This window comes from Vibrio sp. 1557 (genome assembly GCF_033340175.1).
Classification (GTDB): domain Bacteria; phylum Pseudomonadota; class Gammaproteobacteria; order Enterobacterales; family Vibrionaceae; genus Vibrio; species Vibrio alginolyticus.
In genome coordinates this window covers 130158-153832 of the sequence record NZ_JAWOVZ010000008.1, presented here as the reverse complement: position 1 = coordinate 153832, position 23675 = coordinate 130158, and the positions used below count along the sequence as shown (strand labels likewise).

Annotated in this window: 23 protein-coding genes; 4 read left to right on the top strand and 19 right to left on the bottom strand. The window is 44.7% G+C overall.

What is annotated here, in order from left to right:
- Positions 1 to 14: 14 nt before the first annotated feature.
- The 5 genes from R7070_RS12430 to dnaQ form a co-directional block, all read right to left on the bottom strand.
- On the bottom strand, positions 15 to 425 hold the full coding sequence (locus tag R7070_RS12430; RefSeq protein ID WP_054577596.1) for a GNAT family N-acetyltransferase: 411 nt from the start codon (positions 423 to 425) through the stop codon (positions 15 to 17).
- An 84-nt stretch (positions 426 to 509) separates the two neighbouring features.
- Entirely contained in the window at positions 510 to 902 is a 393-nt protein-coding gene (locus tag R7070_RS12425) for a DUF1353 domain-containing protein (RefSeq protein WP_017633769.1), read from the bottom strand.
- A gap of 191 nt (positions 903 to 1093) precedes the next feature.
- Positions 1094 to 1624 carry a hypothetical protein gene (locus tag R7070_RS12420; protein WP_005380387.1) on the bottom strand — a complete coding sequence of 177 codons (531 nt, stop codon included), beginning with the start codon at positions 1622 to 1624 and terminating at the stop codon, positions 1094 to 1096.
- Between the two features lie 220 nt (positions 1625 to 1844).
- Positions 1845 to 3095 carry a TIGR03503 family protein gene (locus R7070_RS12415; RefSeq protein WP_054577595.1) on the bottom strand — a complete coding sequence of 417 codons (1251 nt, stop codon included), beginning with the start codon at positions 3093 to 3095 and terminating at the stop codon, positions 1845 to 1847.
- A gap of 8 nt (positions 3096 to 3103) precedes the next feature.
- On the bottom strand, positions 3104 to 3826 hold the full coding sequence (dnaQ, locus tag R7070_RS12410; RefSeq protein ID WP_005380385.1) for a DNA polymerase III subunit epsilon: 723 nt from the start codon (positions 3824 to 3826) through the stop codon (positions 3104 to 3106).
- Between the two features lie 59 nt (positions 3827 to 3885).
- On the opposite strand from dnaQ, the gene rnhA reads away from it, so the two are divergent.
- Positions 3886 to 4350, top strand: a complete 465-nt coding sequence (rnhA, locus tag R7070_RS12405; RefSeq protein ID WP_005380384.1) for a ribonuclease HI — start codon at positions 3886 to 3888, stop codon at positions 4348 to 4350.
- On the opposite strand, the gene R7070_RS12400 is transcribed toward rnhA, so the two are convergent.
- Positions 4347 to 5093 (bottom strand): class I SAM-dependent methyltransferase, encoded by a 747-nt coding sequence (locus tag R7070_RS12400; protein ID WP_017636046.1) that lies wholly within the window; start codon positions 5091 to 5093, stop codon positions 4347 to 4349. The two genes, rnhA and R7070_RS12400, sit on opposite strands and share 4 nt — an antisense overlap.
- 37 nt (positions 5094 to 5130) lie before the next feature.
- Between R7070_RS12400 and gloB the strand changes: the two genes are divergently transcribed.
- The 3 genes from gloB (at position 5131) to R7070_RS12385 (ending at position 8410) form a co-directional block, all read left to right on the top strand.
- The gene (gene gloB / locus R7070_RS12395) at positions 5131 to 5889 is read left to right on the top strand and encodes a hydroxyacylglutathione hydrolase (protein ID WP_256900251.1); all 759 of its coding nucleotides are present in this window, start codon (positions 5131 to 5133) and stop codon (positions 5887 to 5889) included.
- A 254-nt stretch (positions 5890 to 6143) separates the two neighbouring features.
- Positions 6144 to 7727 carry a LysM peptidoglycan-binding domain-containing protein gene (locus R7070_RS12390; RefSeq protein ID WP_017820746.1) on the top strand — a complete coding sequence of 528 codons (1584 nt, stop codon included), beginning with the start codon at positions 6144 to 6146 and terminating at the stop codon, positions 7725 to 7727.
- Positions 7724 to 8410 (top strand): YIP1 family protein, encoded by a 687-nt coding sequence (locus R7070_RS12385; RefSeq protein WP_256900252.1) that lies wholly within the window; start codon positions 7724 to 7726, stop codon positions 8408 to 8410. Before R7070_RS12390 ends, R7070_RS12385 begins: the two co-directional genes overlap by 4 nt.
- 1 nt (position 8411) lies before the next feature.
- Here the strand turns inward: R7070_RS12385 and R7070_RS12380 are convergent, their stop codons facing one another.
- From R7070_RS12380 to bamA, 13 genes are all read right to left on the bottom strand, one after another.
- Positions 8412 to 9257: an endonuclease/exonuclease/phosphatase family protein gene (locus R7070_RS12380; RefSeq protein ID WP_033905505.1), complete on the bottom strand. Its 846-nt coding sequence runs from the start codon at positions 9255 to 9257 to the stop codon at positions 8412 to 8414.
- A gap of 140 nt (positions 9258 to 9397) precedes the next feature.
- A complete protein-coding gene (gene glnB, locus R7070_RS12375; protein WP_005380372.1) occupies positions 9398 to 9736 on the bottom strand; it encodes a nitrogen regulatory protein P-II in 339 nt (112 codons plus the stop codon).
- A gap of 187 nt (positions 9737 to 9923) precedes the next feature.
- Positions 9924 to 10238 carry a c-type cytochrome gene (locus R7070_RS12370; RefSeq protein WP_017636043.1) on the bottom strand — a complete coding sequence of 105 codons (315 nt, stop codon included), beginning with the start codon at positions 10236 to 10238 and terminating at the stop codon, positions 9924 to 9926.
- Between the two features lie 70 nt (positions 10239 to 10308).
- Positions 10309 to 11619 (bottom strand): tRNA lysidine(34) synthetase TilS, encoded by a 1311-nt coding sequence (gene tilS, locus R7070_RS12365; protein WP_256900253.1) that lies wholly within the window; start codon positions 11617 to 11619, stop codon positions 10309 to 10311.
- A gap of 106 nt (positions 11620 to 11725) precedes the next feature.
- Positions 11726 to 12685, bottom strand: a complete 960-nt coding sequence (gene accA / locus R7070_RS12360; RefSeq protein ID WP_005380365.1) for an acetyl-CoA carboxylase carboxyl transferase subunit alpha — start codon at positions 12683 to 12685, stop codon at positions 11726 to 11728.
- 46 nt (positions 12686 to 12731) lie between these two features.
- Positions 12732 to 16211: a DNA polymerase III subunit alpha gene (gene dnaE, locus R7070_RS12355; RefSeq protein ID WP_256900254.1), complete on the bottom strand. Its 3480-nt coding sequence runs from the start codon at positions 16209 to 16211 to the stop codon at positions 12732 to 12734.
- An 81-nt stretch (positions 16212 to 16292) separates the two neighbouring features.
- A complete protein-coding gene (gene rnhB, locus R7070_RS12350) occupies positions 16293 to 16928 on the bottom strand; it encodes a ribonuclease HII (RefSeq protein WP_151515049.1) in 636 nt (211 codons plus the stop codon).
- A gap of 9 nt (positions 16929 to 16937) precedes the next feature.
- The gene (gene lpxB, locus R7070_RS12345; RefSeq protein WP_151515050.1) at positions 16938 to 18077 is read right to left on the bottom strand and encodes a lipid-A-disaccharide synthase; all 1140 of its coding nucleotides are present in this window, start codon (positions 18075 to 18077) and stop codon (positions 16938 to 16940) included.
- Positions 18078 to 18196: 119 nt separating this feature from the next.
- Positions 18197 to 18985, bottom strand: coding sequence for an acyl-ACP--UDP-N-acetylglucosamine O-acyltransferase (gene lpxA / locus R7070_RS12340; RefSeq protein WP_005380357.1), 789 nt, complete (start codon positions 18983 to 18985; stop codon positions 18197 to 18199).
- Between the two features lies 1 nt (position 18986).
- Positions 18987 to 19439 carry a 3-hydroxyacyl-ACP dehydratase FabZ gene (fabZ, locus tag R7070_RS12335; RefSeq protein WP_005380349.1) on the bottom strand — a complete coding sequence of 151 codons (453 nt, stop codon included), beginning with the start codon at positions 19437 to 19439 and terminating at the stop codon, positions 18987 to 18989.
- Between the two features lie 232 nt (positions 19440 to 19671).
- The gene (gene lpxD, locus R7070_RS12330) at positions 19672 to 20703 is read right to left on the bottom strand and encodes a UDP-3-O-(3-hydroxymyristoyl)glucosamine N-acyltransferase (RefSeq protein ID WP_042521415.1); all 1032 of its coding nucleotides are present in this window, start codon (positions 20701 to 20703) and stop codon (positions 19672 to 19674) included.
- Positions 20704 to 20709: 6 nt separating this feature from the next.
- Complete coding sequence (locus R7070_RS12325; protein ID WP_005391804.1) at positions 20710 to 21219, bottom strand: OmpH family outer membrane protein; 510 nt, start codon at positions 21217 to 21219, stop codon at positions 20710 to 20712.
- A 13-nt stretch (positions 21220 to 21232) separates the two neighbouring features.
- A complete protein-coding gene (gene bamA / locus R7070_RS12320; RefSeq protein WP_005391802.1) occupies positions 21233 to 23647 on the bottom strand; it encodes an outer membrane protein assembly factor BamA in 2415 nt (804 codons plus the stop codon).
- Positions 23648 to 23675 lie beyond the last annotated feature (28 nt).

The window sequence follows — 23675 nt, the reverse complement described above, 5'->3', positions numbered from 1 at the left end:
CAGCTGAATACGTGTTATGCCTTTGGCTTAAACTTTTTTGTCATCCCTTGGCTTTTAGGAGCCACCAGCCTATAACCAAACTTTTCGTAAAAGACCGGTTCATCAGCAATCATAGAAACGTAAGAGCCTTCAAGTGCAACAGAAGAAAGATAACCGTCGATGTATTCCATGACTTTTCTACCTAAACCGTTACCTTGATAATCAGAATCAACGGCAACGTCGACAATTTCGAAGTTACACGCCCCGTCACCAACAACCCGACCCATTGCAATGAGCTTTCCTTCATCCCGAACAGATACGCCATATAACGAATTGGGTAGGCCAATTTCAGCAGCTTTCAACGATTTAGGTGATAGCCCGGCTTTTATACGCATATCACAGTATTCTTTCGGGCTTGGCACATGCTCTTCATATCTTATTGTCATTATGTACTACTCCTTTGTATCACCTTGGAGCTTACATAACTAAACTGTATAAATAAACAGTTATACGCTGGAAAGATGTTCCCATTAAGCACACAAAGTATCGGGTCTAGAAAAGAACCCGCCGACAACTCTGACGCCATAATAGATATAAGTTGCTCTGAAGCTAGACATTCCTTTTTCTAAACATGTTTCTCTCAACAACGTATCCGCATGCTTTCGAGCACTTTGAGGCAACACCTCTTCCCTCATGAGTTGGTAAAGAGCATCATGCACTAAAGAAGCTTTCATAATGTTTTTTGTGTCTAACGCTGGCCCACTCGCTCCATCCCATGCATAGCCCTTTTTAATCGTTAACACGCCTTGTTTGGACAAACTAAGAAAAGGGCTGTCATACGCGTTACTCACTGAAATGTGAGTCTCAATCTTTTCTTCAGAATGGAGAGTGTATTTATACTTCTGACGCTTTTTGTATTTCATCAGAGACCTCGCGTTTACTTATTCTTATTTATCACGCACAGCTGAATATTTATCCAGAAACCCTAAAAGATCGGCTCTTGTTATTATGGCGTACTACCTATTACAAAGCCCAAATCAATATAAATAGAACTCCATGCAATCAATAAAGCCAGAACCCCTGACTTTATTGACCAAAATTCAACCAACAATCCTTATTCTGAAGGAAGTCTACTCAATTTTTTATGGATATCTTCTACAAAATTGGCTTGTTCACTTGGAGAAACCTCTAGAACATAATGAAAAAACGGACTTGTATGCTCAGTAATTTTATACTCTTCACTTAACAGCTTAATTACTTGTTCATGATTAAATCGTGCGGAGACTAAGCCACTCTCGGTTTCTTGAGTTATAACTATATAGTGAGCGGTTGGAAAAACCGTAAACCTTCCTTCGACAGGAAACCAAGGAGCAAAAGAAATAATCTCGTCATCAATTATGTATGCTTGAGGTTTACTGACATAGGTGTAAGGGTACTTTTCATCTAAATAGGGTCTTGCTGTATCAAACAAGCCATCATAATAAGTTGGTATTTCTACTTTTTGGATTTTACTTAAGGGATCGAAAGTGAAGGTATCAAGTGATTTTAAATTATTACTTCCCGAATCTGGATTATTAACACCATTGTCAATAGAAGAACAACCTACAATTATCACTGCACAAAAAAAAGCTAAAATTTTATTCATTATTTCTTTATCTTTAATTGATTGTTTTGAAAGTTAGTCACATTAAAAATGCAACCAATTTAGAAAGTAAAAATGATATATTATTTATATAAAATCCCAAACATATATTTGAATACAGTAAACTTAAATATTCATATTTTATCCATTTTTCTTCTTCCAACTTGGTAACTTGATAAAAAACGGAGCCGATTGGCTCCGTTTCTCGCTTTATGTGTTACTACTATTTCTTTGGTACTTCTAATTGCATCTCTGGCATGGCATCGCGCTTCGCTTTAATTTTGCGCCAGACTATCCATGCAATGATCACAATCAGCAGCATTATCAAATTACCCACCGCGATAATAATCATGCTGCGCTTACGCTCAGCCTCTCGCTCAGCGATAATTTGCTTTTCCATTTCAATACGGCGCTGTTCGGCTAATTCAGCTTCTTTTGCAATTCGAGCAGCTTCTAGATCAACTTCATCAACAACACTGAAGGTTTGCTCTGGGATAGGAAACACCAACGAGCGCTGAGTTGCAAAATCAGTGGCAAAGATCTCGCCGCGCCATGCGTACTTACCAAGCTCAGCATCGTTATTGAGGTTCAACGTAACTCTCATTCCATCTTTAGAGACCTGTCCTTGGCTGTAACTAATGAAACCATCGGGAGCGTCCTTTTTCACTGTGACTGCAATAGAGCCTGGTGCAATCATACCTTGCTCGCCACTCACCACTAATTGGTGTGGCTTATCGGGATTACGAGCCTGAATAAAAGTACGAGAGATTGGGTTCGGATAAACCAAGATGACTTGTTCTTGCGCTCGTAAGAATACGCCATTGCCAGACGTGATGCGCGCGCGGTACTTACCAGGCTCAACGTCTATTGGGAGCTGAACCGTAAACACACCATCCCCTGCTTTTTCATCCAAGCCGCGGCCGCCATCAGAAAACTCACCCACAACCATCGGCACTGGACGAGCTTCTTTGATCAGCTCATCTTCATTTTCGACAAACTTGGTAAATGTCACGCGCAGATTCACGCGATCAAGGAAGTCGCGCAATACAAGAGGTTTGCCGTCGGAGGTCAGGCGAGCTGTAAACTTAAGCGCTTCCCCATTATATAATCGGTTTGGGAACAGATCCGTACTGAGCTTTAGGTGAGAAATTAAGCGGATGTTATTTTTAGGCGTAACTTTCCCCACAGCCTGCCATGGACCTGGCATAGGGTTATCAACGGAAATAATATCGAGTGAGGCTTCTTGATACCAACGTACATTGTCGTAAGAGCCCCAGGCATAGTATTTTTTACCGTCAGGACGGACTAAAACAACTGGCTGAGAACTTTGCTCACGATAAACCAAAAACGTGATCTGCTCGATGGTTGGATCAACTCGAAAGCGATTGTCTAACAAAGACATTGTAGATTCACTCGCAGCACTCGAGAGACTACTCCATATCGCTAAAAACGCGACCAACAAAGCCCTCAACATAGCTTCTCCTATTGATGCCAAATACAGTCGTTCACCAACTCTAATCTTTTTTGGTGAGCTTCTAGTTCATCGGCACTTGCGCGCAAAACCTTTAGCGCTTTTCTTCCTTCAATACGACGAATGGTTTCTACTCCACCCTCTTGTTTATTCGCGTTAAATTCTAGACTCGTTTGACCACCCGTCATAAAGAGGTAAACGTCGGCTAGAATCTCCGCATCGAGCAAAGCTCCGTGGAGTGTACGGTGCGAGTTATCAATACCGTAACGTTCACATAAGATATCAAGGTTGTTTCGCTTACCAGGGAAGATTTTCTTCGCCATAGCAAGGGTATCGGTCACCTTGCAGTAGTCGTCCGTTTTGCCGATGTTAGGATCGAGCATGCCAAACTCGTAATCCATAAAGCCGGTATCGAAGGGCGCGTTGTGGGCAACAAGTTCTGCGCCTTTAATAAACTCAAGAAACTCTTGGTGCACGCTCGCGTATTCCGGTTTATCAACCAAGAATTCATCCGTAATACCGTGAACTTCAACCGCTTCTGGTTGGATTTCACGATCGGGTTTTAAATAAACGTGGAAGTGACGACCAGTCAGCTTACGGTTGATGATCTCCACGGCACCGATTTCAATAATGCGGTGTCCCATGTAGTGAGGACCACCCTCGCGGTTCATACCTGTGGTTTCGGTATCGAGAACGACAATGCGGTTATATTCAGAATTGCTGCTGGTATTCATAAGGTTATGTATGTCAGACTATGCTTTATTAAATGTTTCGGCTAATAGTACCAAAAAATATGACCAAACACGTTGAGATTTTCACTGACGGTTCTTGTTTAGGTAACCCAGGACCAGGTGGTTACGGCATAGTATTGCGTTACAAAGACGTAGAAAAGACACTTTCCAAAGGCTATACGTTAACTACCAACAACCGCATGGAAATGTTGGCGGCTGTCGTCGCGCTACAGACGTTAAAACAACCTTGCAAAGTCACTTTAACGACTGACAGCCAATATGTGCGCCAAGGTATTACTCAGTGGATCCATAACTGGAAGAAGCGTGGTTGGAAAACAGCGGATAAAAAACCCGTGAAGAATGCCGATTTATGGCAAGCTCTAGACAAAGAAACCGCACGCCATCAAGTTGAATGGCATTGGGTAAAAGGCCACGCGGGCCATCGTGAGAACGAAATGTGTGATGAGCTAGCCCGGACTGCTGCAGAAAACCCAACTGAGGAAGATACAGGTTACCAACCCTCTTAGCGAGATTCTTTCCTCATAGTGTTACCCTCTCGATTCATCACCCCAAGTGGTGTGAGCTTTTTCTTCAAGCGCCAATGCGGTTTGATAGGCTTGAGAGGGTATGTCCGTTTCCGCGCGACTATGTAATACAAACTCCCAGCGGGTGATGCCCAATCACCAAGACTATTTTCCAACCATGTCCACATCGTACGGTAACGTTTCATCGGAAACAGCGCATAACGATCACAATGAATCACTTGATAATTAAGTAACCCTAACCAATCTTTGATGCGGTTCGACGTAAACATTCGTCCACTCCAAGGCAAATTATGTTTACGCCATGGAAGCAAACTCGCTAATCCAGTCAAGCTTAATGGGTTGAATCCAGTAATAATTACATAGCCATCATCCATCATCACTCTATCGACTTCACGCAACAAACGGTGTGGATCGCTTGCATAGTCGAGCTGATGAGCGAGTATCACAACATCAAAGCTTTTTTCCAAAAAGGGTAATTCGTAACCATCTGCAATCACATTATGCAACGGGTTCTGGATATCTACGTTGACTTGGTGTTGAATGTTACAATTACAGCTGGTTAGCTCACAGCTCAACCCGCCCAGTTTGAGCATATGGTAGCCGAAGAGTTTCGGGCACCATTCATCAAGTCGGGTCTGGATTGACTCAAGCACCCACGGACCGTTGTTCATTGCTGACCAAGTCGACGGGTGTGGTATAGTTTTGTTGCTGAGTGCTGGTTTCATTAACCACCTGACTAAAATGGGTGACGGAGAACGAATCGTGTTAGAGATCAAAAGCATACCCGCATTTAATGATAATTACATCTGGCTGATACAAAATAACGATAAGCGCTGCGCAGTCGTTGATCCGGGCGATGCGAAGCCAGTATTAGAATTTCTGCAGGCTAACGAATTAACTTTAGAAGCGATTTTAATTACGCACCACCACAACGATCACATTGGTGGCGTTCCAGACTTAGTGCGTGCCTTTCCCGAAGTCGCCGTTGTGGGCCCAAAATCAGAGCCAATTCCAACCCTAACAACACCAATGGAAGAAGGCGACAAACTGGAGTTGTTTGGTGAGATTTTCTTAGTACTTGGGTTACCAGGCCATACTTTGGGCCATATCGGTTACGTTGGAGACGGAAAACTGTTTTGCGGTGATGTGCTCTTTTCCGCTGGCTGTGGTCGTATTTTTGAAGGTACGCCTGAGCAAATGTTTGAATCACTGAGTAAACTAACGTCTCTACCAGAAGAAACTCAAGTCTTCTGCGCACATGAATACACGGCGAGTAACGTGGCGTTTGCTCTAGCGGTTGAACCTGACAATGAGCAACTTCGCCAATATCGCGACGATGTAAACCGACTGCGAGCACTCAACATTCCGACACTTCCAACAACAATATGCAAAGAAAAGTGGATTAATCCGTTCTTGCGAACCTCTAACCCTGACGTGGTTCAATCTGTTGCTAGTCGCATTAAAAATAGCGATCCATGCTCGGTTTTTACTGCTTTACGCGAGTGGAAGAACGAATTTTAACCATTTTCTGCTTGTAAGTTTGCAAGACCCCAGTATTATCAGGGACTGATTTTTCGAGAAGCGCCACTGGCGCTTCTCTTACGTTTGGGGTTGATATAAATCTATTTGAATTTCTCCCCATTGCATAATTAGAAGCTCTTTGCCTCTATAAATTAGTTAGTGTTTAAAAGATGTCTATTATCTTGCGACTGCCACGCACATTACGTTGCGCGACAGGCAGGTGAAGATAAACAGGCCCTAAATAGGCTGAATCCATGCGTTTGAAGTATACTTGGGCGTTGGCGTTGTTATTATCTGGCTGTCAATTGACTCAGTCAGATTCAACGTCTTCTACACCAGAAACCAATAAATCTGAGCAGACTGCAAAGCAAAATGCAGTAAAAGCTCAACCGGGCAATAAATCGTCACTAGCAAAAAAATCCGCTAACGACGCGCCTAAAGTTCTCTCCCCCCAAGAACAAGAAGATGTGTGGCAACGTATCGCCATGCAGCTGGACATGGATATCCCAAACCACAAGAAAGTGGACTACTACCGTACGTGGTATTTAAAGCACCCAAATCACCTTTACACGGTATCTAAGCGTGCGACTCCTTTTCTATACATGATCACAAAACGTATCGAAGAGCGCGGACTCCCAATGGAGCTAGCTTTACTTCCTGTAGTGGAAAGTTCATTCGATGCCTTTGCCTACTCACATGGTAGCGCGGCTGGGTTGTGGCAATTTGTCCCTGGCACCGGAAAAATGATGGGACTAGAGCAAAACTACTGGTATGACGGTCGCAGAGATGTGGCAGCAGCAACGGATGCAGCGCTGGACTACCTAGTACAACTAAACGAGCGTTTTGATGGTAACTGGGAACATGCAATCGCCGCTTATAACAGCGGTGGAGGCCGAGTTTCTAGCGCAATTCGTAAGAATAAAAAGCTCGGTAAACCTATCGATTTCTTCTCATTAGACTTACCAAAAGAGACCAGCAGTTACGTTCCTAAGCTATTGGCCTTGGCTGACGTTATCGCAAACCAAGACAAGTACGGACTTAATATTCCTGCAATTCCAAACAAGCCTGTTCTAACGCTTGTTGATCCAGAAGAGCAGTTAGATCTGGCTATTGCCGCAGATTATGCCGGCATTAGCGTAAAAGAGTTGCAGAGTTACAACCCAGCATACAACCAGTGGTCGACAGCGCCTGAGGGGCCGCACCAACTTTTGATTCCCGTAGAGAAAAAAGAGACTTTTCTCACCAAGGTGGAGAAAAATCGCGGTAAAGGGATGAAGGTCGCTCGCTACAAGGTGAAATCTGGTGACTCTTTAAGCGTGCTAGCTAATAAATACGGCACAACCACGAAAGTCATTCGACGTGCCAACGGCCTATCGAATAACAACATTCGTATTGGTCAATACCTATTGATTCCGACATCAACAAAAGACGATGCAAAATATGCATTAACGGCACAAAACCGATTAAACAAGACTCAATCTCGTGCTCGTGGTCAACTCAAGCTCACCCATGTCGTTCAGTCTGGAGAAAGTTTGTGGTCAATCGCACGTAACAATAAAGTGTCGTATAAATCGTTAGCTAAATGGAATGGTATGGGCCCTAAAGATCCATTGCGTGTGGGTCAAAAGCTAGTGATTTGGAAGGACTCAGACAAAGGTTCTGTGATCCGTACCGTTTTCTACAACGTTCGCTCTGGCGACACCATTAGCGGCATTGCAAGCAAGTTCAAAGTAAAAACGAACGACATCGTGAAATGGAACTCGCTACACAAGAAAAAATACTTACAACCAGGTCAAAAGCTTAAGTTGTACGTTGACGTAACGAAGGTAAGTGTATGAACCCATCAAGCAATCCACTTGTGATGCTGTTGGACATTTTTCGTTCTCCAACATCTTGTTTTCTCGCGCTTTATCAACGCGGTGGATGGGGATGGCAACCGTTCATCTTCCTGATGCTTAGTCCGTTTTTATTCTGGGGTGCTTACTTTTCGAATGTCGATTTCACGTGGCTCAGTGACCAACTTGCTGCGCAATTTCAGCAAATCGACCCGAAGCAGATTGAGCTATTAGAAGCAAACACGCTAATGGCAAGCGCGATCATCAATGATGTATTCAACCGCTTTGCCACCTTAATATTGCTCGCGCTTTGGTTCTTTCTTGCAACAAAGGCAAGCAAACAACAATACGGTTACTGGAAATGGTTTGCCGCATCGTGTGCTATCTTATTCCCAGCAGTATTGGGCGATGTAGCAAGCTACGCGAGCTTGCTACTCAAGCATGGTCAGGTAATGACTTACGCTGCCGATTTAAATAGCCTCAATGGTCTATTAAAGCTGCCTCTTACTAACGAATGGTCTCATTTCGCTAGCTCGTTACCTTTGCTTCTGCCTTGGTACATTGTGCTCGGCTACGGCGTTGTACTGACGTGGACGGAGTTTGAACGTGGCCAAGCTTTGGTGATTGCAAGCCTGCCATGGGTATTCTTCTACGTTATTTGGGCACTTTATATTGTGGTAACCTAAGCTAGTCATTTAACGTAAATGACAATAACAATGGGTTATGATCGGAAGCGTCGCTCTGCGGCGCTTTTGCGTACTTAAGCGTCAGACCTCGGTAAAACACATGGTCCAGTGGTAACCCTGTTATAAATTGGACTCGATGATCCGGCAAGAACGTCACCTCTTGTAAGTCCGCAGCCTTTAAGGCCTGCCTCATCGCATTAACGCGAGATTCACTCCAGCTATTGAAGTCTCCAGCAAATAGAATTGGCCCCACATGATGCTTTAAAAGCATTTCAAGCGCCGTTAACTGAGATACATACTCTTTTGTACCCACGGTGAAGTTAATCGCATGTACATTCACCACTGCGAGTTTCTCGCCATTACTCAAGTGATACTGGCTATATAATGCAGACTTAGGTAAGCGAAGCCACGGCTCTTTAGAGGTGTAAGCGCAGGCTTTTTCTGGTTGCCCTTGAGCAATACTAATTACACCGGCACCGCTACCCAGCGCCTTAAAAGCACTCACTTGATTACTAACCCAGCGACCATCCACCAACCACTGTTTAAATGATGGTGTCATGCTGGCTTCTTGCAATAACAGTAACTGCTTATCAGCAGAAAACTCATCGAGTGCACGTTGCCAATTAGCCCGGTTCTGTTTGTAGATATTCCAGACAAGCACATTGATTTTGCCGTCATGATCGAGAGCTTTTGAATCGCTAAATTCGATGCACCTGATATCTTGTGTCAGCTCGGTACCTGTTTGAGTAATAATTTGCGGCTGATCTGGTACGGTGAAAATAACCTGGAAGCCAACCAATACCGCCATTACGAGAAAAGCTAACGCCAGAAAAAAACGCTTAAACATACGACAAACCTGAATGTAGGCACCCAAAATCTAGAACAACAAATCTCGGGTTAAATGATTTCACTAATAAGCAAACAACAAAAAAGGAGCCACTTGGCTCCCTTTTAGCATAATAAATACGAAACAGGTGACAAGAAACCTTAGATCGCGTCTTCGTCTTCTTCACCAGTACGAATACGAACCACACGCTCAATATCAGTGACAAATATTTTACCATCACCAATCTTACCAGTTTGCGCGGTTTCAATGATTGTCTCTACGCATTTATCAGCCACATCTTCCGTTACAACGATTTCGAGCTTCACTTTAGGTAGAAAGTCCACCATGTACTCTGCACCACGGTAAAGCTCGGTGTGACCTTTTTGGCGACCAAAGCCTTTCACTTCAGAGACGGTCATCCCTGTAATGCCAACTTCAGCTAGCGCTTCTCGAACATCATCCAGTTTAAATGGCTTGATAATCGCTTCAATTTTTTTCATGTTCATCCCTTAAGCTTCAATCGATTGCGCTTATTATCGTTTAGCGTTTCGCAACATTCAATGTTTGTCTCTGATCCACCAGCGAAAATCCAGATTGAGCAAATTAACATAGCGAATATCGTGAGTTGATAAAACCCCAGTGAGGACTGCTCAATGCCCAATCGTCCAAGCTTTTTCAGACTCGCGTTTACTTCAAACTTGCGTAGTAAGCCGCTAGGTTAGCGATATCTTCATCAGACAACAATGAAGCTTGAGCTTGCATCACAGCAGCAAGCCCACCTGTTCGCTCTTTATTTTTATAAGCTTTAATTGAACTGATAATATATTGCTCATTTTGCCCTTTCAGATTTGGGTAACCCGGAATGACAGCAATACCATCAGCGCCATGACACGCCGCGCATACTCCCGACTTTGCTTGACCTGCTGCAGCATCTCCCGCAGCTAGAGCCTGCCCACTGAACATGGTTAACGCCACCATTGCACCCATGATTGTTTTCTTCATTGCTTCACCTAATCAATTATTATTCAAGGATTTTTATATTTTATAATCGACATTGTGGCATGAATTTTCATTACCTGCGCCAAATAAGTTCACAATCTTGACCATTAAACGCCTGATCAACGAACAGATCTGCCACAGCAACGACTCGGTCTTGGTACATTAAAATCGGAATTTGACGACGCAGCCAGCTTGGCACATTGTATTCTTGGAATAACTTCTTCAGTTTTCGACTGTGATTACGCGTGGTTGGATGCGCTGATAAGCCTTCCGGATTGAAGGTCACGCGAAGCAATTCTGGCTGACTCGGTAGCGCAATCGTTGCGTTACTAGAACTCGTCGTTAAGGTCAGCTCCCCGAGTCCCTCAGGCAGCGACAAAGTCGCATCAACTTGAATCGTACTTTGCCACTTAGTGACATCAGCCGTTTCCGTTACCCAATAGAGACGATTTCGAAAACGGCGCACTTCACCTTGTTTAAGTTGTAGTTTGGGGTTGGCATCTTGCTGAGCTAATGCGACTTCATTCCAGATAAGATTGAGTTGTACCTGAGTCGGCATACTAGTATTAAGCTTAGCCAGCCACATACGAATCAAGCGCGCACGCGCTAATCCACTGTGCTTAGCCAGTTCTTCAATACTCAAACTTAGATCCGTTTGTAAAGCGCGTTCAAACACCGCGCTCAATAGTTCATCCAATAGCGCTTCTTGTTGAGCACATAAACTTGCACTGCGCTGAACCGCTTGATGGATACTCGGCCAGCGACCAGACAATTCAGGAATAACACAATGACGAAGAAAGTTACGATCATAACGGGTATCTTGATTGCTTTCGTCTTCCACCCACTCCAAGCCTAATTTAGTAGCGGCTTCTTCGATGGTCTTCCGCTTGATAGTAAGCAATGGTCGAACTAGAGATCCGCAAGAAAACGGCATACTCTCCGCCATCGAAGATAACCCTTTAGGCCCGCTGCCGCGCTTAAGCGCAAGGAGAAAAGTCTCTATTTGATCGTCGGCATGTTGACCAGTCAACAGTATATCACCTTCTTGAATGTACTTAGTTAAGGCTTGGTAGCGAGCTTCACGAGCAAGAAGTTCAATACTTTCACCATTGCTGATGTCTAAGCTCACTCGCTCGATCGAGCACGATATCCCCACTTGTTGTGCCCAAAGTAAGCATTTATCGGCCCAATTATCGGCATTCGAGCTTAAACCATGGTGCACATACACAGCGTGACACTCTACAGAGTGCGCTTGTTGGTAGCGACTGAGTAATTCGAGTAAAAGACGTGAATCCACTCCTCCGCTAAACGCCAAGACAACCTTAGTGCCTAATTGATAGTAGCGGCCGAGAACTTGAGCAAAATGCAGGTAAAGCGATTCCATAAGCGATCCGATAGGTACAAAAAAGGGCTGGACTCTCATCCAACCCTTTCTATTTTAACTGTTATCACTTGAGATATCAGCTAACGCTTAATAGCAATCACCGAAATTAACAGTAACCGTAGCTCATTAGGCGCTGGTAACGACGTTCACGTAGCGTCTCTTCATCCAATTGTTCTAGATCTTCTAGCTGACGAAGTAGTGTTGCTTTCATATTCGCTGCCATTTGAACATGATCGCGATGAGCGCCACCTAGTGGCTCTTCAATGATTTCGTCGATCAGTTCAAGCTCTTTAAGACGAGGAGCAGTTAGACCCATCGCTTCTGCAGCTTGCGGCGCTTTGTCTGAATCACGCCATAAGATTGAAGCACAACCTTCAGGAGAGATTACTGAGTATGTAGAGTACTGAAGCATGTTCACGTAGTCGCCTACACCAATTGCTAGTGCGCCGCCTGAACCGCCTTCACCAACAACGTTACAGATTACTGGCACTTTAAGACCAGACATCACTTTTAGGTTTTTCGCGATAGCTTCAGATTGACCACGCTCTTCTGCGCCCACACCTGGATACGCGCCAGCCGTGTCGATAAATGTGATGATCGGCATGTTGAAACGCTCTGCCATTTCCATCAAACGTAGCGCTTTACGGTAACCTTCTGGTTTTGGCATACCAAAGTTACGTTTCACTTTCTCTTTGGTTTCACGACCTTTTTGGTGACCAATGATCATCACAGGGCGGCCTTCAAGGCGAGCCATGCCACCCACAATCGCTTTGTCGTCTGCAAACGCGCGGTCACCCGCTAATTCATCAAACTCCTCAAAAGCGTGTTGGATGTAATCTAGCGTGTAAGGACGTAGTGGGTGACGAGCCAGTTGAGCTGTTTCCCATGCGCCTAGGTCGCTGAAGGTTTTTTTCTTCAGCTCTAAGCTTTTCTTCTCAAGCTGTTCGATTTCTTTATCCAGGTCAATCGCAGAATCACCACCGTGACGAGAGACATCACGTAATGCTTCAATTTTCGCTTCTAGTTCTGCAATTGGCTTTTCAAATTCAAGAAAGTTTAGGCTCATCTATGAATCCTTGTTTACTCAGCGTCTAACATATTGCGCTGAATTTTTAGTTAAATTCGAGTTCTACCTGGCTTTTGCCAAGCAACTGTTTTAAATCGTCGAGTAATGTATCACTTGGCGTAACTCGCCACTCGGTGCCCAATGTTAACCGCGCTCTGGCGTCGGCACGCTGGTAGTATACATTGACGGGTACGGTTCCGGCTTTGTGCGGTTCTAAAATACGGCTGAACTGCTCAAAAAACTGATCGTTGATCTGATTTGCATCTATCGATACCGACAAACCACGAGCGTATTTCTCGCGCGCACTGCCGAGATCCATAACTTCACGCGCCGACATTTTAAGGCCACCGTTGAAGTCATCAAAGCTGACCTGTCCAGAAACGACCAAAATTCTGTCTTTTTCGAGAAGTTCAGCGTATCGATCCAGCGCATCAGAGAACAACATCACTTCCATGCGGCCACTTCGGTCATCCAGTGTCATAATACCAATTCGTGTACCACGCTTGGTCGTCATTACACGAGCGGCAATAACCAGGCCGGCTACCGTGACAGATTGATCGCGGCGAGTGGGCGTTGCGTCTTTTAGTCGACAACTGGTGTATTTGTTTAGTTCGTTTACGTAGGCGTTAATTGGGTGCCCTGTCAAATATAGACCTAGGGTATCACGCTCGCCCTCTAACCACACTTTTTCTGGCCAAGGCGGAACCTGCGTATACTTATGCTCTACTTCTTCAGGTGCATCCGTTAACACACCAAACATATCTGTTTGACCAAACGCCTCAGCTTGGTGATGTTGACTTGCTGCTTTTACCGCATCATTGAGTGACGCCATCATCGCCGCGCGGTGTGGGCCTAGTCGATCCAACGCGCCCGCGTAAATCAGCTTCTCTATCACTCGTTTATTGACACGTTTTAGATCAACTCGAGCACAGAAATCAAATAGGTCTTTAAAGTGACCACCTTTATTTCTCGCCTCAAGAATCGCATCGATAGGGCCCTCACCAACCCCTTTTATCGCACCAATACCGTAAACAATTGCGCCATTTTCATCAACATTAAAGCGATATAGGCCAGAGTTGATGTCTGGTGGCAGCACGGTAAGCTTCATACGGAAACACTCATCGACCAAGCCAACAACTTTTTCCGTGTTATCCATATCGGCTGTCATTACCGCAGCCATAAATTCGGCAGGATAATGTGTTTTCAGCCAAAGAGTTTGATAAGAAACCAATGCATAAGCAGCAGAGTGCGATTTGTTAAAACCATAACCGGCGAACTTTTCTACCAAGTCGAAGATTTTCATCGCCAACTCGCCATCGATACCGTTCTTTATCGCACCTTCTTCAAAGATAGCACGTTGTTTTGCCATCTCTTCTGGCTTTTTCTTACCCATTGCACGACGAAGCATGTCCGCACCACCTAGCGTGTAACCTGCTAAGATCTGCGCAATCTGCATTACCTGCTCTTGGTACAGGATGATGCCGTAGGTTGGATCAAGCGTCTCTTTTAGCGACTCGTGTTGCCACTTTTCATCTGGATAAGAGATCGCTTCTCGACCATGTTTACGGTCGATAAAGTTATCTACCATGCCCGATTGCAAAGGACCCGGACGGAAGAGTGCTACCAATGCGATAATGTCTTCGAAACAGTCTGGCTGAAGTCGTTTGATCAGCTCTTTCATGCCTCGAGATTCAAGCTGGAATACTGCTGTCGTTTCAGAGTTTTGCAACAAACGGAAAGAGGCAGGGTCTTCTAACGGTATGGATTCAATTTGAACCGGTTCTTTCCCTTCTCGCTCTAGGCGTGGGTTAATCAGTCCTAACGCCCAGTCAATAATGGTTAAGGTACGTAAACCCAAGAAGTCAAACTTAACTAGGCCAGCGGTCTCAACATCGTTTTTATCAAATTGAGTAACCGGGAAGTGACCTTCAGCGTCTGCATAAATTGGCGCAAAATCGGTAATTGTTGTAGGTGAAATTACAACACCACCAGCGTGTTTACCGGCGTTTCGCGTACAGCCTTCCAAAATATGACACATGTCGATGAGTTCTTTAACTTCCTCATCGGCCTCATACAATTCAGGTAGTGCAGGTTCAGCTTTAAACGCTTTATCTAGCGTCATGCCTGGATCGGGCGGAATCAGCTTTGAAATACGATCAACAAAACCAAATGGGTGGCCCAATACGCGGCCAACGTCACGGATTACCGCTTTTGCCGCCATGGTACCAAACGTGATGATCTGAGACACCGCGTCACGACCGTACATTTCTGCAACGTGGTCAATAACCTGGTCACGTTTATCCATACAGAAATCGACGTCGAAATCGGGCATCGAAACACGTTCTGGGTTCAAGAAACGTTCGAACAGCAAGTCATATTCTAGTGGATCCAGATCGGTGATTTTTAGTGCGTAAGCCACCAAAGAACCAGCACCGGAACCACGTCCAGGACCGACAGGAATTCCATTATCTTTTGACCACTGGATGAACTCCATTACGATCAAGAAGTAACCAGGAAATCCCATTTGGTTGATAACATCTAGCTCTATCTGAAGACGTTCATCATATTCAGGGCGGCGACGTTTTCTCTCTTCCTCATCTGGAAATAGAAACTCTAAACGCTCTTCCAACCCCTCTCGGGATTTCATGACTAGGAACTCAGTCTCTTTCATCCCTTCTGTTGGGAAAGCTGGTAGGAAGTACTCACCTAAGCGCACAGTCACGTTACAACGCTTCGCTATCTCGACACTGTTTTCTAACGCTTCAGGAATATCAGCAAACAGCTCACACATTTCTTCTTCTGTACGAAGATATTGCTGCGGACTGTAGTTTTTTGGCCTACGCGGATCTTCTAATGTGTAACCATCGTGAATCGCTACGCGTATTTCATGAGCATCAAATAGGTCTGGACTCAGGAATACAACTTCATTGGTCGCCACTACTGGCAAGTCTTGCTGCTCTGCCAATTCAACCGCAAAGTGAAGATAAGTTTCTTCATCTGGACGACCGGTACGAAGTAGCTCAAGATAAAAGCGATCTGGAAAATGCTGTTTATAAAAATCAACACACCCCTGCACTATTTGACGGTTGCCTTTCAAAAGGCCGCGGCCAATTTCCCCGCTTTTACCGCCGGATAATACAATCAAGCCTTCAGACATTTCAGCCAACCAGGCTTTGTCAATCACTGGGTGGTGTTGAACATGTCCACGTAAGTACGCTTTTGATATCAATAACGTCAGGTTCTTATAACCTACATTATCCGCCGCAAGCAAAGTCACTTGTGTCAGCTCTTCACCAAACTCGTCCGACTGCATTTTAAAGTCAGCACCAATGATCGGTTTAACACCACTGCCATGCGCCGTACCGTAAAACTTCACCAAACCACATAGGTTGGTAAAGTCGGTCAACGCCATTGCGGGCATACCGAGCTCAGCAACTTTCTTTACAATTGGCGGAACTTTGTTGAGGCCATCCACCATCGAGAAGTCACTATGAACACGCAGGTGGATGAATTTGGGATCTGACATTAACAGGTACCGTGTAACTCTATTTTGTTGGGGATTCTAACCTAAAGAGGTTGGGTTTATAACACCAATTAGATCGTTTGATTATTCTATGCCTAACGCTTTTTTTACTGGCTTGAAACTCTTGCGGTGTTCACTGATCACTCCGTGTTGCTCAATCGCTTCAAAGTGCGCTTTAGTTGGGTAACCTTTGTGCTTCGCGAAGCCAAATTGTGGATGAAGTTTATTCAACTCTTCCATCTCTTGGTCACGCACGACTTTGGCAATAATGGAAGCCGCACTGATTTCGGCAACACGTAGATCGCCTTTTACTACAGCTTGAGCATCCATTGGCAGCTCCGGACAACGGTTACCATCAATCAACACCAAATCAGGTTGAACCTGTAACCCCGCCACTGCACGCTGCATCGCAACCATAGTCGCCTGTAAAATATTCAGTTGATCAATTTCTTCAGGAGAACAACGCCCGACCGCCCACGCCAATGCTTTTTCTTTGATTTCAGGAAGCAACGCCATGCGTTTCTTTTCGGTCAATTTTTTCGAATCGTTCAACCCTTCAATAGGATTGTGAGGATCAAGGATAACCGCAGCGGTGACGACGTCTCCCGCCAAAGGGCCACGTCCGACCTCGTCGACTCCGGCCACAAGCTGATAACCTTGCGGATATTCAAACGGAGGGAGTTCAACTTTGGTTTTGGTCGCTTTTGGTTTAACAGCCATGATAAATCTCTATTTCTCAATCAGTTTTAGAACTGCGTTTGCGGCTTGTTGGTCCGCATCTTTACGAATCCAATGATGCATTTCCGTAAATTTATCTAACATCGGTTTATTGTCGCTTTCCAATAAGCGAGAAACCTCAGTAAACAAATTGTCTGGTGTGCACTCATCTTGTAGATATTCTTTGACGAGCTCATCATCCGCCAAGATATTCGGCAATGACACATACTTCGTTTTCAATAGACGTTTAGCTAAGAAAGCAGTAAATGCATTCACACGATAACCCACCACCATTGGACGCTTGAGAAGCATACACTCCAACGCTACGGTACCGGAGGCCAACATCACGGCATCGGATGCGGTGATGACGTTGCGTGCGGTGTCATCAACTAACTTGAAGTCCAACTCTGGCGCTAGCTCTTTCCATGCTTGTTCAAACTGCTCACGGCGTTTTTGATTGACAAGCGCGACAACAAACCCCAGTTCTGGAAATTTTTTATGGAGTAACTTGCAGGTTTCAATAAATGGCTCTGAGAGCATTTTTAACTCGCTACCACGACTGCCTGGCAGGACAGCAAGCCACTTTTTATCTTGTTCTAAACCAAGCAACTCACGTGCAGGCGCTTGTTCTGATTCTAGTGGGATGGCATCAGCCAAGGTATGACCAATGAACTCGCAAGGTACATTAAATTTGTCGTAGAACGCTTTCTCAAACGGAAGAAATGCTAGCACCAAGTTCGTTGCCGCTTCTATTTTAAAGATGCGCTTCTGACGCCAAGCCCAAACAGACGGACTCACGTAATGAACGGTTTTAATGCCCGCTTGCTTGAGGTCAAGCTCCAGGCGTAAGTTGAAGTCAGGAGCATCGATCCCGATGAAAACATCAGGCGGATTCTGAGTAAAATACTGAACGAGCTCAGCTTTCACTTTAAGAAGTCTCGGTAAGCGGCCTAAAACCTCGACTAATCCCATCACCGCAAGCTCTTCCATATCAAACAGAGACTCGCAACCTTGGGCTATCATTTTCGGACCACCAATGCCTACGAACTCTGCGTCTGGAAATTGTTGCTTTACTGCTTTGATAAAGCCTTCACCTAGCGTATCGCCAGACAATTCTCCGGCAATGATGCCAATACGTAATGGTCTTTCCATATCTACTTCGCTATTTTTCCTGTGCGCTATGGATAACGGTTTGCCTTATCCATAAAACACAAAAAGATCGTAACCTCAAATTTGGTCACGATCTTTTTATTTATTGGTTCATTCGCCAATTAACGAATAATGCCACGTTCCGTCGTTTCCAGAATATCTGAGAAACGCTTCACAGCCGGCCACTCTTGAGCCATTTCAGCCAGAATAGGCTTCACTTCTTCTAGCGTCTTACCTGAACGGTAGATTTCTTTATACGCTTTTTGTAGCGCACGAATCTCTGGTTTCTCAAAGCCATTACGCTTCAAGCCAACAAGGTTCAAGCCGAATGGAGTAGCGTGGTTACCTTGCGCGAGTACATAAGCTGGGACATCTTGCACCACAGCTGAACAGCCGCCAATGTATGCGTAAGCGCCCACTGTACAAAACGGATGAATCGCAGACAGTGCCATCACACCGGCATAATCATCAACAGTAACGTGACCACCAAGAATCGAGTTATTACCGATATGAGTGTGGTTACCAATAACAACATCATGCGCAACGTGTGCATTCACACACAATAAGTTGTCATCACCAATGATCGTGGTTGCTTTGTCTTGCACTGTGCCGCGGTGAACTTGGACCGCTTCACGAATGACGTTACGGTCACCGATAACCACAGTTGTGTCTTCACCACCGTATTTTTTGTCTTGGTTTTCTTCACCAATGACAGCATGTGGGAAAATACGGTTATCTTTGCCGATAGTTGTGTGACCTTTGATCACAACGTGAGACATCACTTCTGTGCCTTCACCAATTTCAACCGTAGAGGTGATGTACGTAAAAGGACCTACTGTTACGTTAGCACCAATTTTGGCGCCCTCTTCTACCACCGCTGCCGGGTGGATTTTAGCGGTTTCATGAATCATATTAAAACTCTCGACGAGCACACTTCAGTTCTGCAGAACATACCACTTCACCGTCAACTTTTGCTACACCGCTAAATGCAGCAATGCCGCGACGTTCTTTCAGAAATTCTACCTCAATAACCAATTGGTCGCCCGGAACCACTGGTTTACGGAATTTCGCGCCGTCTACGCTTGCAAAGTAGTACAGTTCATTTTCTGTTGGTGCACCAAATGATTTAAATGCAAGTAAGCCTGTTGCCTGAGCCATTGCTTCTAAAATCAAAACACCTGGGAATACTGGTAGTTGAGGAAAGTGACCTGTGAACTGAGGTTCGTTAACCGACACGTTTTTAATCGCGTGAAGGTACTTCTCTTCTTGGAAGTCTATCACTCGGTCGATCAATAAGAATGGGTAGCGATGAGGTAGTAGCTCTTGAATTTCAGAGATGTTCATCGTTTTCTTTTCAGTAGTCAAAGTCGTCTTCCTATATCAATTTTTTGCACCCAAGATGGCAAACGTGGCAACAGGTCGTAAAGCCGAATCGCTTTGCAATATACTAGCAAAATACGCACCATCTTGGAGTTAAATCTACTTAGAGCGCGTCATTATAGAAGAAAAAGACCCGCATTTCGCGAGTCTTCTTACAGAATATGGAACTAGAGCTTGTTAGCCTTCGTGTTAAATACAGAGCGAAAGATAACTTGTTCTAAATTTCTTCTTTCTGTTCCAGCTGTTTTTCAACCGCTTTTAGGCGCTTATTCATCTCATCAATACGGTGAACTCGAGTCGCGGTCTTACGCCACTCTCTGTTCGTTTGTAGTGGGATACCTGATGAGTAAAGGCCTTTTTCTTCGATACTGCGCATTACCATGCCCATACCTGTAATAGCCACACCATCTGCGATAGTGATATGGCCATTCAGAACAGACGCGCCGCCAATCTGGCAGTACTTACCAATTTTTGTACTGCCCGCGACAATAGTACCACCAGGCATCACGGTACCATATCCGATCTGCACGTTGTGCGCGATTTGAAGTTGGTTATCCAGAATGACATTGTCTTCAATGATAGTATCTTCGAGTGCACCGCGGTCAATCGTAGTACAAGCACCAATCTCAACGCGGTTACCGATACGCACTGAACCAAGCTGAGGAATTTTGATCCACTCGCCTTTGTCATTCGCATAACCGAAGCCATCAGAGCCAATGACGGTACCCGATTGAACGAGACAGTCATCACCCAATGACACTTCATGATAGATAGTGACATTAGCCCAAAGCTTGGTGTTATTCCCTAGCTTGGCGTTCTTACCGATAAAACAACCAGCTCCAACGCTTACGTTATCGCCTAGTTCTACGCCCGTTTCAATCACAGCGTTAGCGCCGATTGTAACGTTCTCACCCATCTTAACGTCAGCGGCAATCACAGCACTTGGTGCAATATCGTTTGCCGGCTTTGGTGTGGTATCCATCGCTTGAACCACACGAGCAAATGCGACATAAGGGTCTGAAACCACTAACGCATTTCCAACGCATTGATCTTTATGCTCAGCCTTTACCATAACAACGGTAGCTTGGCACTCAGAAAGGTGTTTTGCGTATTTTGGGTTAGACAAGAAGGTTACATCACCTTCTTGTGCTTTATCCATTGGGGCAACACGGCTTACAACGAGAGACTCGTCACCAAACAGTTCACCCCCGGTAATTGTCGCCAATTCGGCTAATGTTAATGTCTTCATAACTTCTTATTTTAGAGCTTTAATTACGTCTTCAGAGATATTGTATTCTGGCTTGCCGTACTGCAAAGCAGAGATATCAATCACAAGATCGTAACCATTTTTGTCTGCGACTTTCTTAACTGCATCTTGAATCGTTTTGAAAAGCTTCGCTTTTTCTTCAGCTTCACGACGCGCACTTGCTTTTTCAAGTGCTTGTGCTTTCACTTTGTACTCGCTGTCTAGCTTCGCGATATCGATACGTAGCTTTTCAACTTCGTCTTGACCCAAAAGCTCGCCGTCACGTTGTAGCTTCTCAATCTTTGTTTTAGCTTGTGCTTGGATTGACTTCAGTTCATCAGCTTTGCTTTTGAAGTCTTTCTGCATTTTTTGTAGTACAACTTCACGTTGAGGAAGAGCTTGAAAAACTTGAGCTGTATTTACGTAAGCAATTTTCTGTGCAGCTTCTGCCGCATTTGCAAACATTGAAGAGCTCAGTACAAGAAGGCCAATCCCAGCCGCTTTGATCATTTTATTCAAAATATTTTCCTCTTTAGAAAGTTCTACCGATAGTGAATGTGAAGAACTCTTCATCATCGCCATCAAATTTCTTAATTGGTTTCGCTAGTGAGAAGACTAGTGGCCCCATTGGAGACATCCACTGCAACGCCGCACCGTAAGAAGAGCGGTAGTTGGTTGGATCTGAGTAATCGTAGTAGTAACGGTCACCATATTCCGCACCTGAATCGCGGTAGTCAAACTCCGTATCCCAAACACTTGCCATATCAAAGAAGATACTGGTACGAATTTGGTTTTGTACTTCTTCTGATGCAAATGGTGTTGGGACAATCAACTCAACACTTGCTAGCGCTACGGCGTTACCACCAACAGAGTCATCTGTTGCTGTATCTGCGCCATTGTTTGAACCAGATGTATCACGGTAAACCGCTTTAGGACCAACAGAGTTTGAGCCAAAGCCACGAAGCGATGTAAAGCCACCTGCGTAGTAGTTTTCGTAGAATGGGAACAAGTTATCGTTGCCATCCGTTTGACCGTAACCATTACCGTAACCTAAGCGGCCACGGAACAAGAGGGTAAACTCGTGCTTTTTAGTCAATGGCACATACTGACGAACATCGTACTGCATTTTGAAGTATTGAACGTCAGAGCCAGGTACGGTCATTTTATAGAATGCACGCTGATGGTTACCTGCCGTAGGGAAGTAGCCACGGTTTAAGTTATTACGTGTCCAAGAGATATTGAAGTCGAAATCGTTTGTGTTCAACGCTCCACTAGAATCAATGTTGTCTGCTTGTGCTCGTAAGAACTGCTCTACCTGTAAGTAAGGCGATAAGTTACCGATCTTGTTGTGCGTATAACCGACACCGAATTCAAAACGGTTCAACTCATCGAATGGGAAACCCCACGTTAAGCTCGCGCCATAGCTTTCGTTGGTATAGTCAACGATATTGGCTTCTTTCGCTTCAAATTCGTTATAGAAAACCTTACCACCTAAGCTTACACCGTCTAAGTTCCAGTACGGATCTCGGTAATCTAGACTGATGTTTTTCTGGTAGTCATTCATCATCGCGTTGATACCAACACGGTTACCACTACCAATGAAGTTATCTTGTTGCAGGCCAACCTGGAAGCTCACACCCGATTCTGTGCCGTAGCCAACACCGAAGTTAACGCTACCAGAGTTCGCTTCTTTGACAGAGTAAACTAGGTCAACTTGATCATCACTACCAGGAACTCGAACCGTCTGTACTTCAACATTTTCAAAGTAGCCCAAACGATTTAGACGAGTTTTACCCGTTTCAATCGATTTCGAGTTCAACCAACTGCCTTCCATCTGACGCATTTCACGACGAAGGACTTCATCTTTGGTTGAGTTATTACCCGTGAAGCGAATGTCACGAACATAAATTCGGTTACCCGGATCTACGTTAACGACCAAAGAAACTTCTTGATTCTCGTCGTCAAACTCAGGAATGGTATTCACTTGAGGATAAGCATAACCGGACTCACCAAGCACACGCTTAATCCCTTCTTCCATTGAAGTAACCAACGAGCCGTTGTATGTCTCATTGTCTTCAAATGGCACAAGTCTTTCGAACGTCGCTTCCTCGCCAATCAAATCACCACGGAACTTCACGTCCTTAACGGTGTAAACCTCGCCCTCTTCTAGACCAAGAGTAATGTATACCCCTTTCTTGTCAGGAGAGATTGCAACTTGTGTCGAATCAACGTTAAATTTTAAGTAACCACGATCCAGGTAGAATGATTTGAGTGCTTCAATATCACCTGCAAGAACTTGCTTTTGATACTTTTCATCAGAAAGGAAATTCCACCACGGCACATCAACATTTAAGTTAAAGCGCGAAAGCAGTTCTTCATCACTGAACACTTCATTACCGATAAAGTTGATTTGCTGAATTTTTGCCGACACACCTTCAGTAAAGACAAACTTAAGATCAGAACGATTACGTGGTAGTGGAGTCACCACCGCTTTTACTGTTGCGTTGTATTTACCTACGCTGTAGTAAAAGTCTTCTAAGCCTTTTTCAATGTTGCTTAGCGTGGTGCGGTCAAGCGCTTCACCTTCACGAACGCCAGACGCGTTCAGGTTTTCTTGTAGCTGCTCGTCCTTGATTGCTTTGTTACCTGAAAAAGAGATGCTTGCAATGGTAGGACGTTCTTTGACTTGAACCATCAGAACACCACCGTCACGCAACACTTTCACATCTTCAAAGTTACCAGATGCATACAGGGCGCGGATAATTTCTGCAACATCGCCTTGGCCAATGGTATCACCGACACGTACAGGCATTTTCAACAATGCAGCACCCAGTGCTACACGCTGCAATCCATCGATTTCAATATCTTGAACTACGAAGTTCTCTGCTCCATTTGCAGATACACTGGTCGCCAGTAAACTTGCAAATAGAATTCGCTTAATCGCCATACTTGTTCTAATTATTCCTTGCTACTGC

Excerpts from the sequence above, each read along its gene's own strand:
- tilS (WP_256900253.1), bottom strand. The coding sequence starts at position 11,619 with ATGGAATCGCTTTACCTGCATTTTGCTCAAGTTCTCGGCCGCTACTAT.
- R7070_RS12380 (WP_033905505.1), bottom strand. The coding sequence starts at position 9,257 with ATGTTTAAGCGTTTTTTTCTGGCGTTAGCTTTTCTCGTAATGGCGGTA.
- dnaE (WP_256900254.1), bottom strand. The coding sequence starts at position 16,211 with ATGTCAGATCCCAAATTCATCCACCTGCGTGTTCATAGTGACTTCTCG.
- R7070_RS12420 (WP_005380387.1), bottom strand. The coding sequence starts at position 1,624 with ATGAATAAAATTTTAGCTTTTTTTTGTGCAGTGATAATTGTAGGTTGT.
- R7070_RS12370 (WP_017636043.1), bottom strand. The coding sequence starts at position 10,238 with ATGAAGAAAACAATCATGGGTGCAATGGTGGCGTTAACCATGTTCAGT.
- R7070_RS12390 (WP_017820746.1), top strand. The coding sequence starts at position 6,144 with ATGCGTTTGAAGTATACTTGGGCGTTGGCGTTGTTATTATCTGGCTGT.
- R7070_RS12430 (WP_054577596.1), bottom strand. The coding sequence starts at position 425 with ATGACAATAAGATATGAAGAGCATGTGCCAAGCCCGAAAGAATACTGT.
- bamA (WP_005391802.1), bottom strand. The coding sequence starts at position 23,647 with ATGGCGATTAAGCGAATTCTATTTGCAAGTTTACTGGCGACCAGTGTA.
- accA (WP_005380365.1), bottom strand. The coding sequence starts at position 12,685 with ATGAGCCTAAACTTTCTTGAATTTGAAAAGCCAATTGCAGAACTAGAA.
- glnB (WP_005380372.1), bottom strand. The coding sequence starts at position 9,736 with ATGAAAAAAATTGAAGCGATTATCAAGCCATTTAAACTGGATGATGTT.
- rnhB (WP_151515049.1), bottom strand. The coding sequence starts at position 16,928 with ATGGCTGTTAAACCAAAAGCGACCAAAACCAAAGTTGAACTCCCTCCG.
- R7070_RS12385 (WP_256900252.1), top strand. The coding sequence starts at position 7,724 with ATGAACCCATCAAGCAATCCACTTGTGATGCTGTTGGACATTTTTCGT.
- R7070_RS12425 (WP_017633769.1), bottom strand. The coding sequence starts at position 902 with ATGAAATACAAAAAGCGTCAGAAGTATAAATACACTCTCCATTCTGAA.
- R7070_RS12415 (WP_054577595.1), bottom strand. The coding sequence starts at position 3,095 with ATGTTGAGGGCTTTGTTGGTCGCGTTTTTAGCGATATGGAGTAGTCTC.
- lpxA (WP_005380357.1), bottom strand. The coding sequence starts at position 18,985 with ATGATTCATGAAACCGCTAAAATCCACCCGGCAGCGGTGGTAGAAGAG.
- lpxD (WP_042521415.1), bottom strand. The coding sequence starts at position 20,703 with ATGAAGACATTAACATTAGCCGAATTGGCGACAATTACCGGGGGTGAA.
- lpxB (WP_151515050.1), bottom strand. The coding sequence starts at position 18,077 with ATGGAAAGACCATTACGTATTGGCATCATTGCCGGAGAATTGTCTGGC.
- R7070_RS12400 (WP_017636046.1), bottom strand. The coding sequence starts at position 5,093 with ATGAAACCAGCACTCAGCAACAAAACTATACCACACCCGTCGACTTGG.
- dnaQ (WP_005380385.1), bottom strand. The coding sequence starts at position 3,826 with ATGAATACCAGCAGCAATTCTGAATATAACCGCATTGTCGTTCTCGAT.
- rnhA (WP_005380384.1), top strand. The coding sequence starts at position 3,886 with ATGACCAAACACGTTGAGATTTTCACTGACGGTTCTTGTTTAGGTAAC.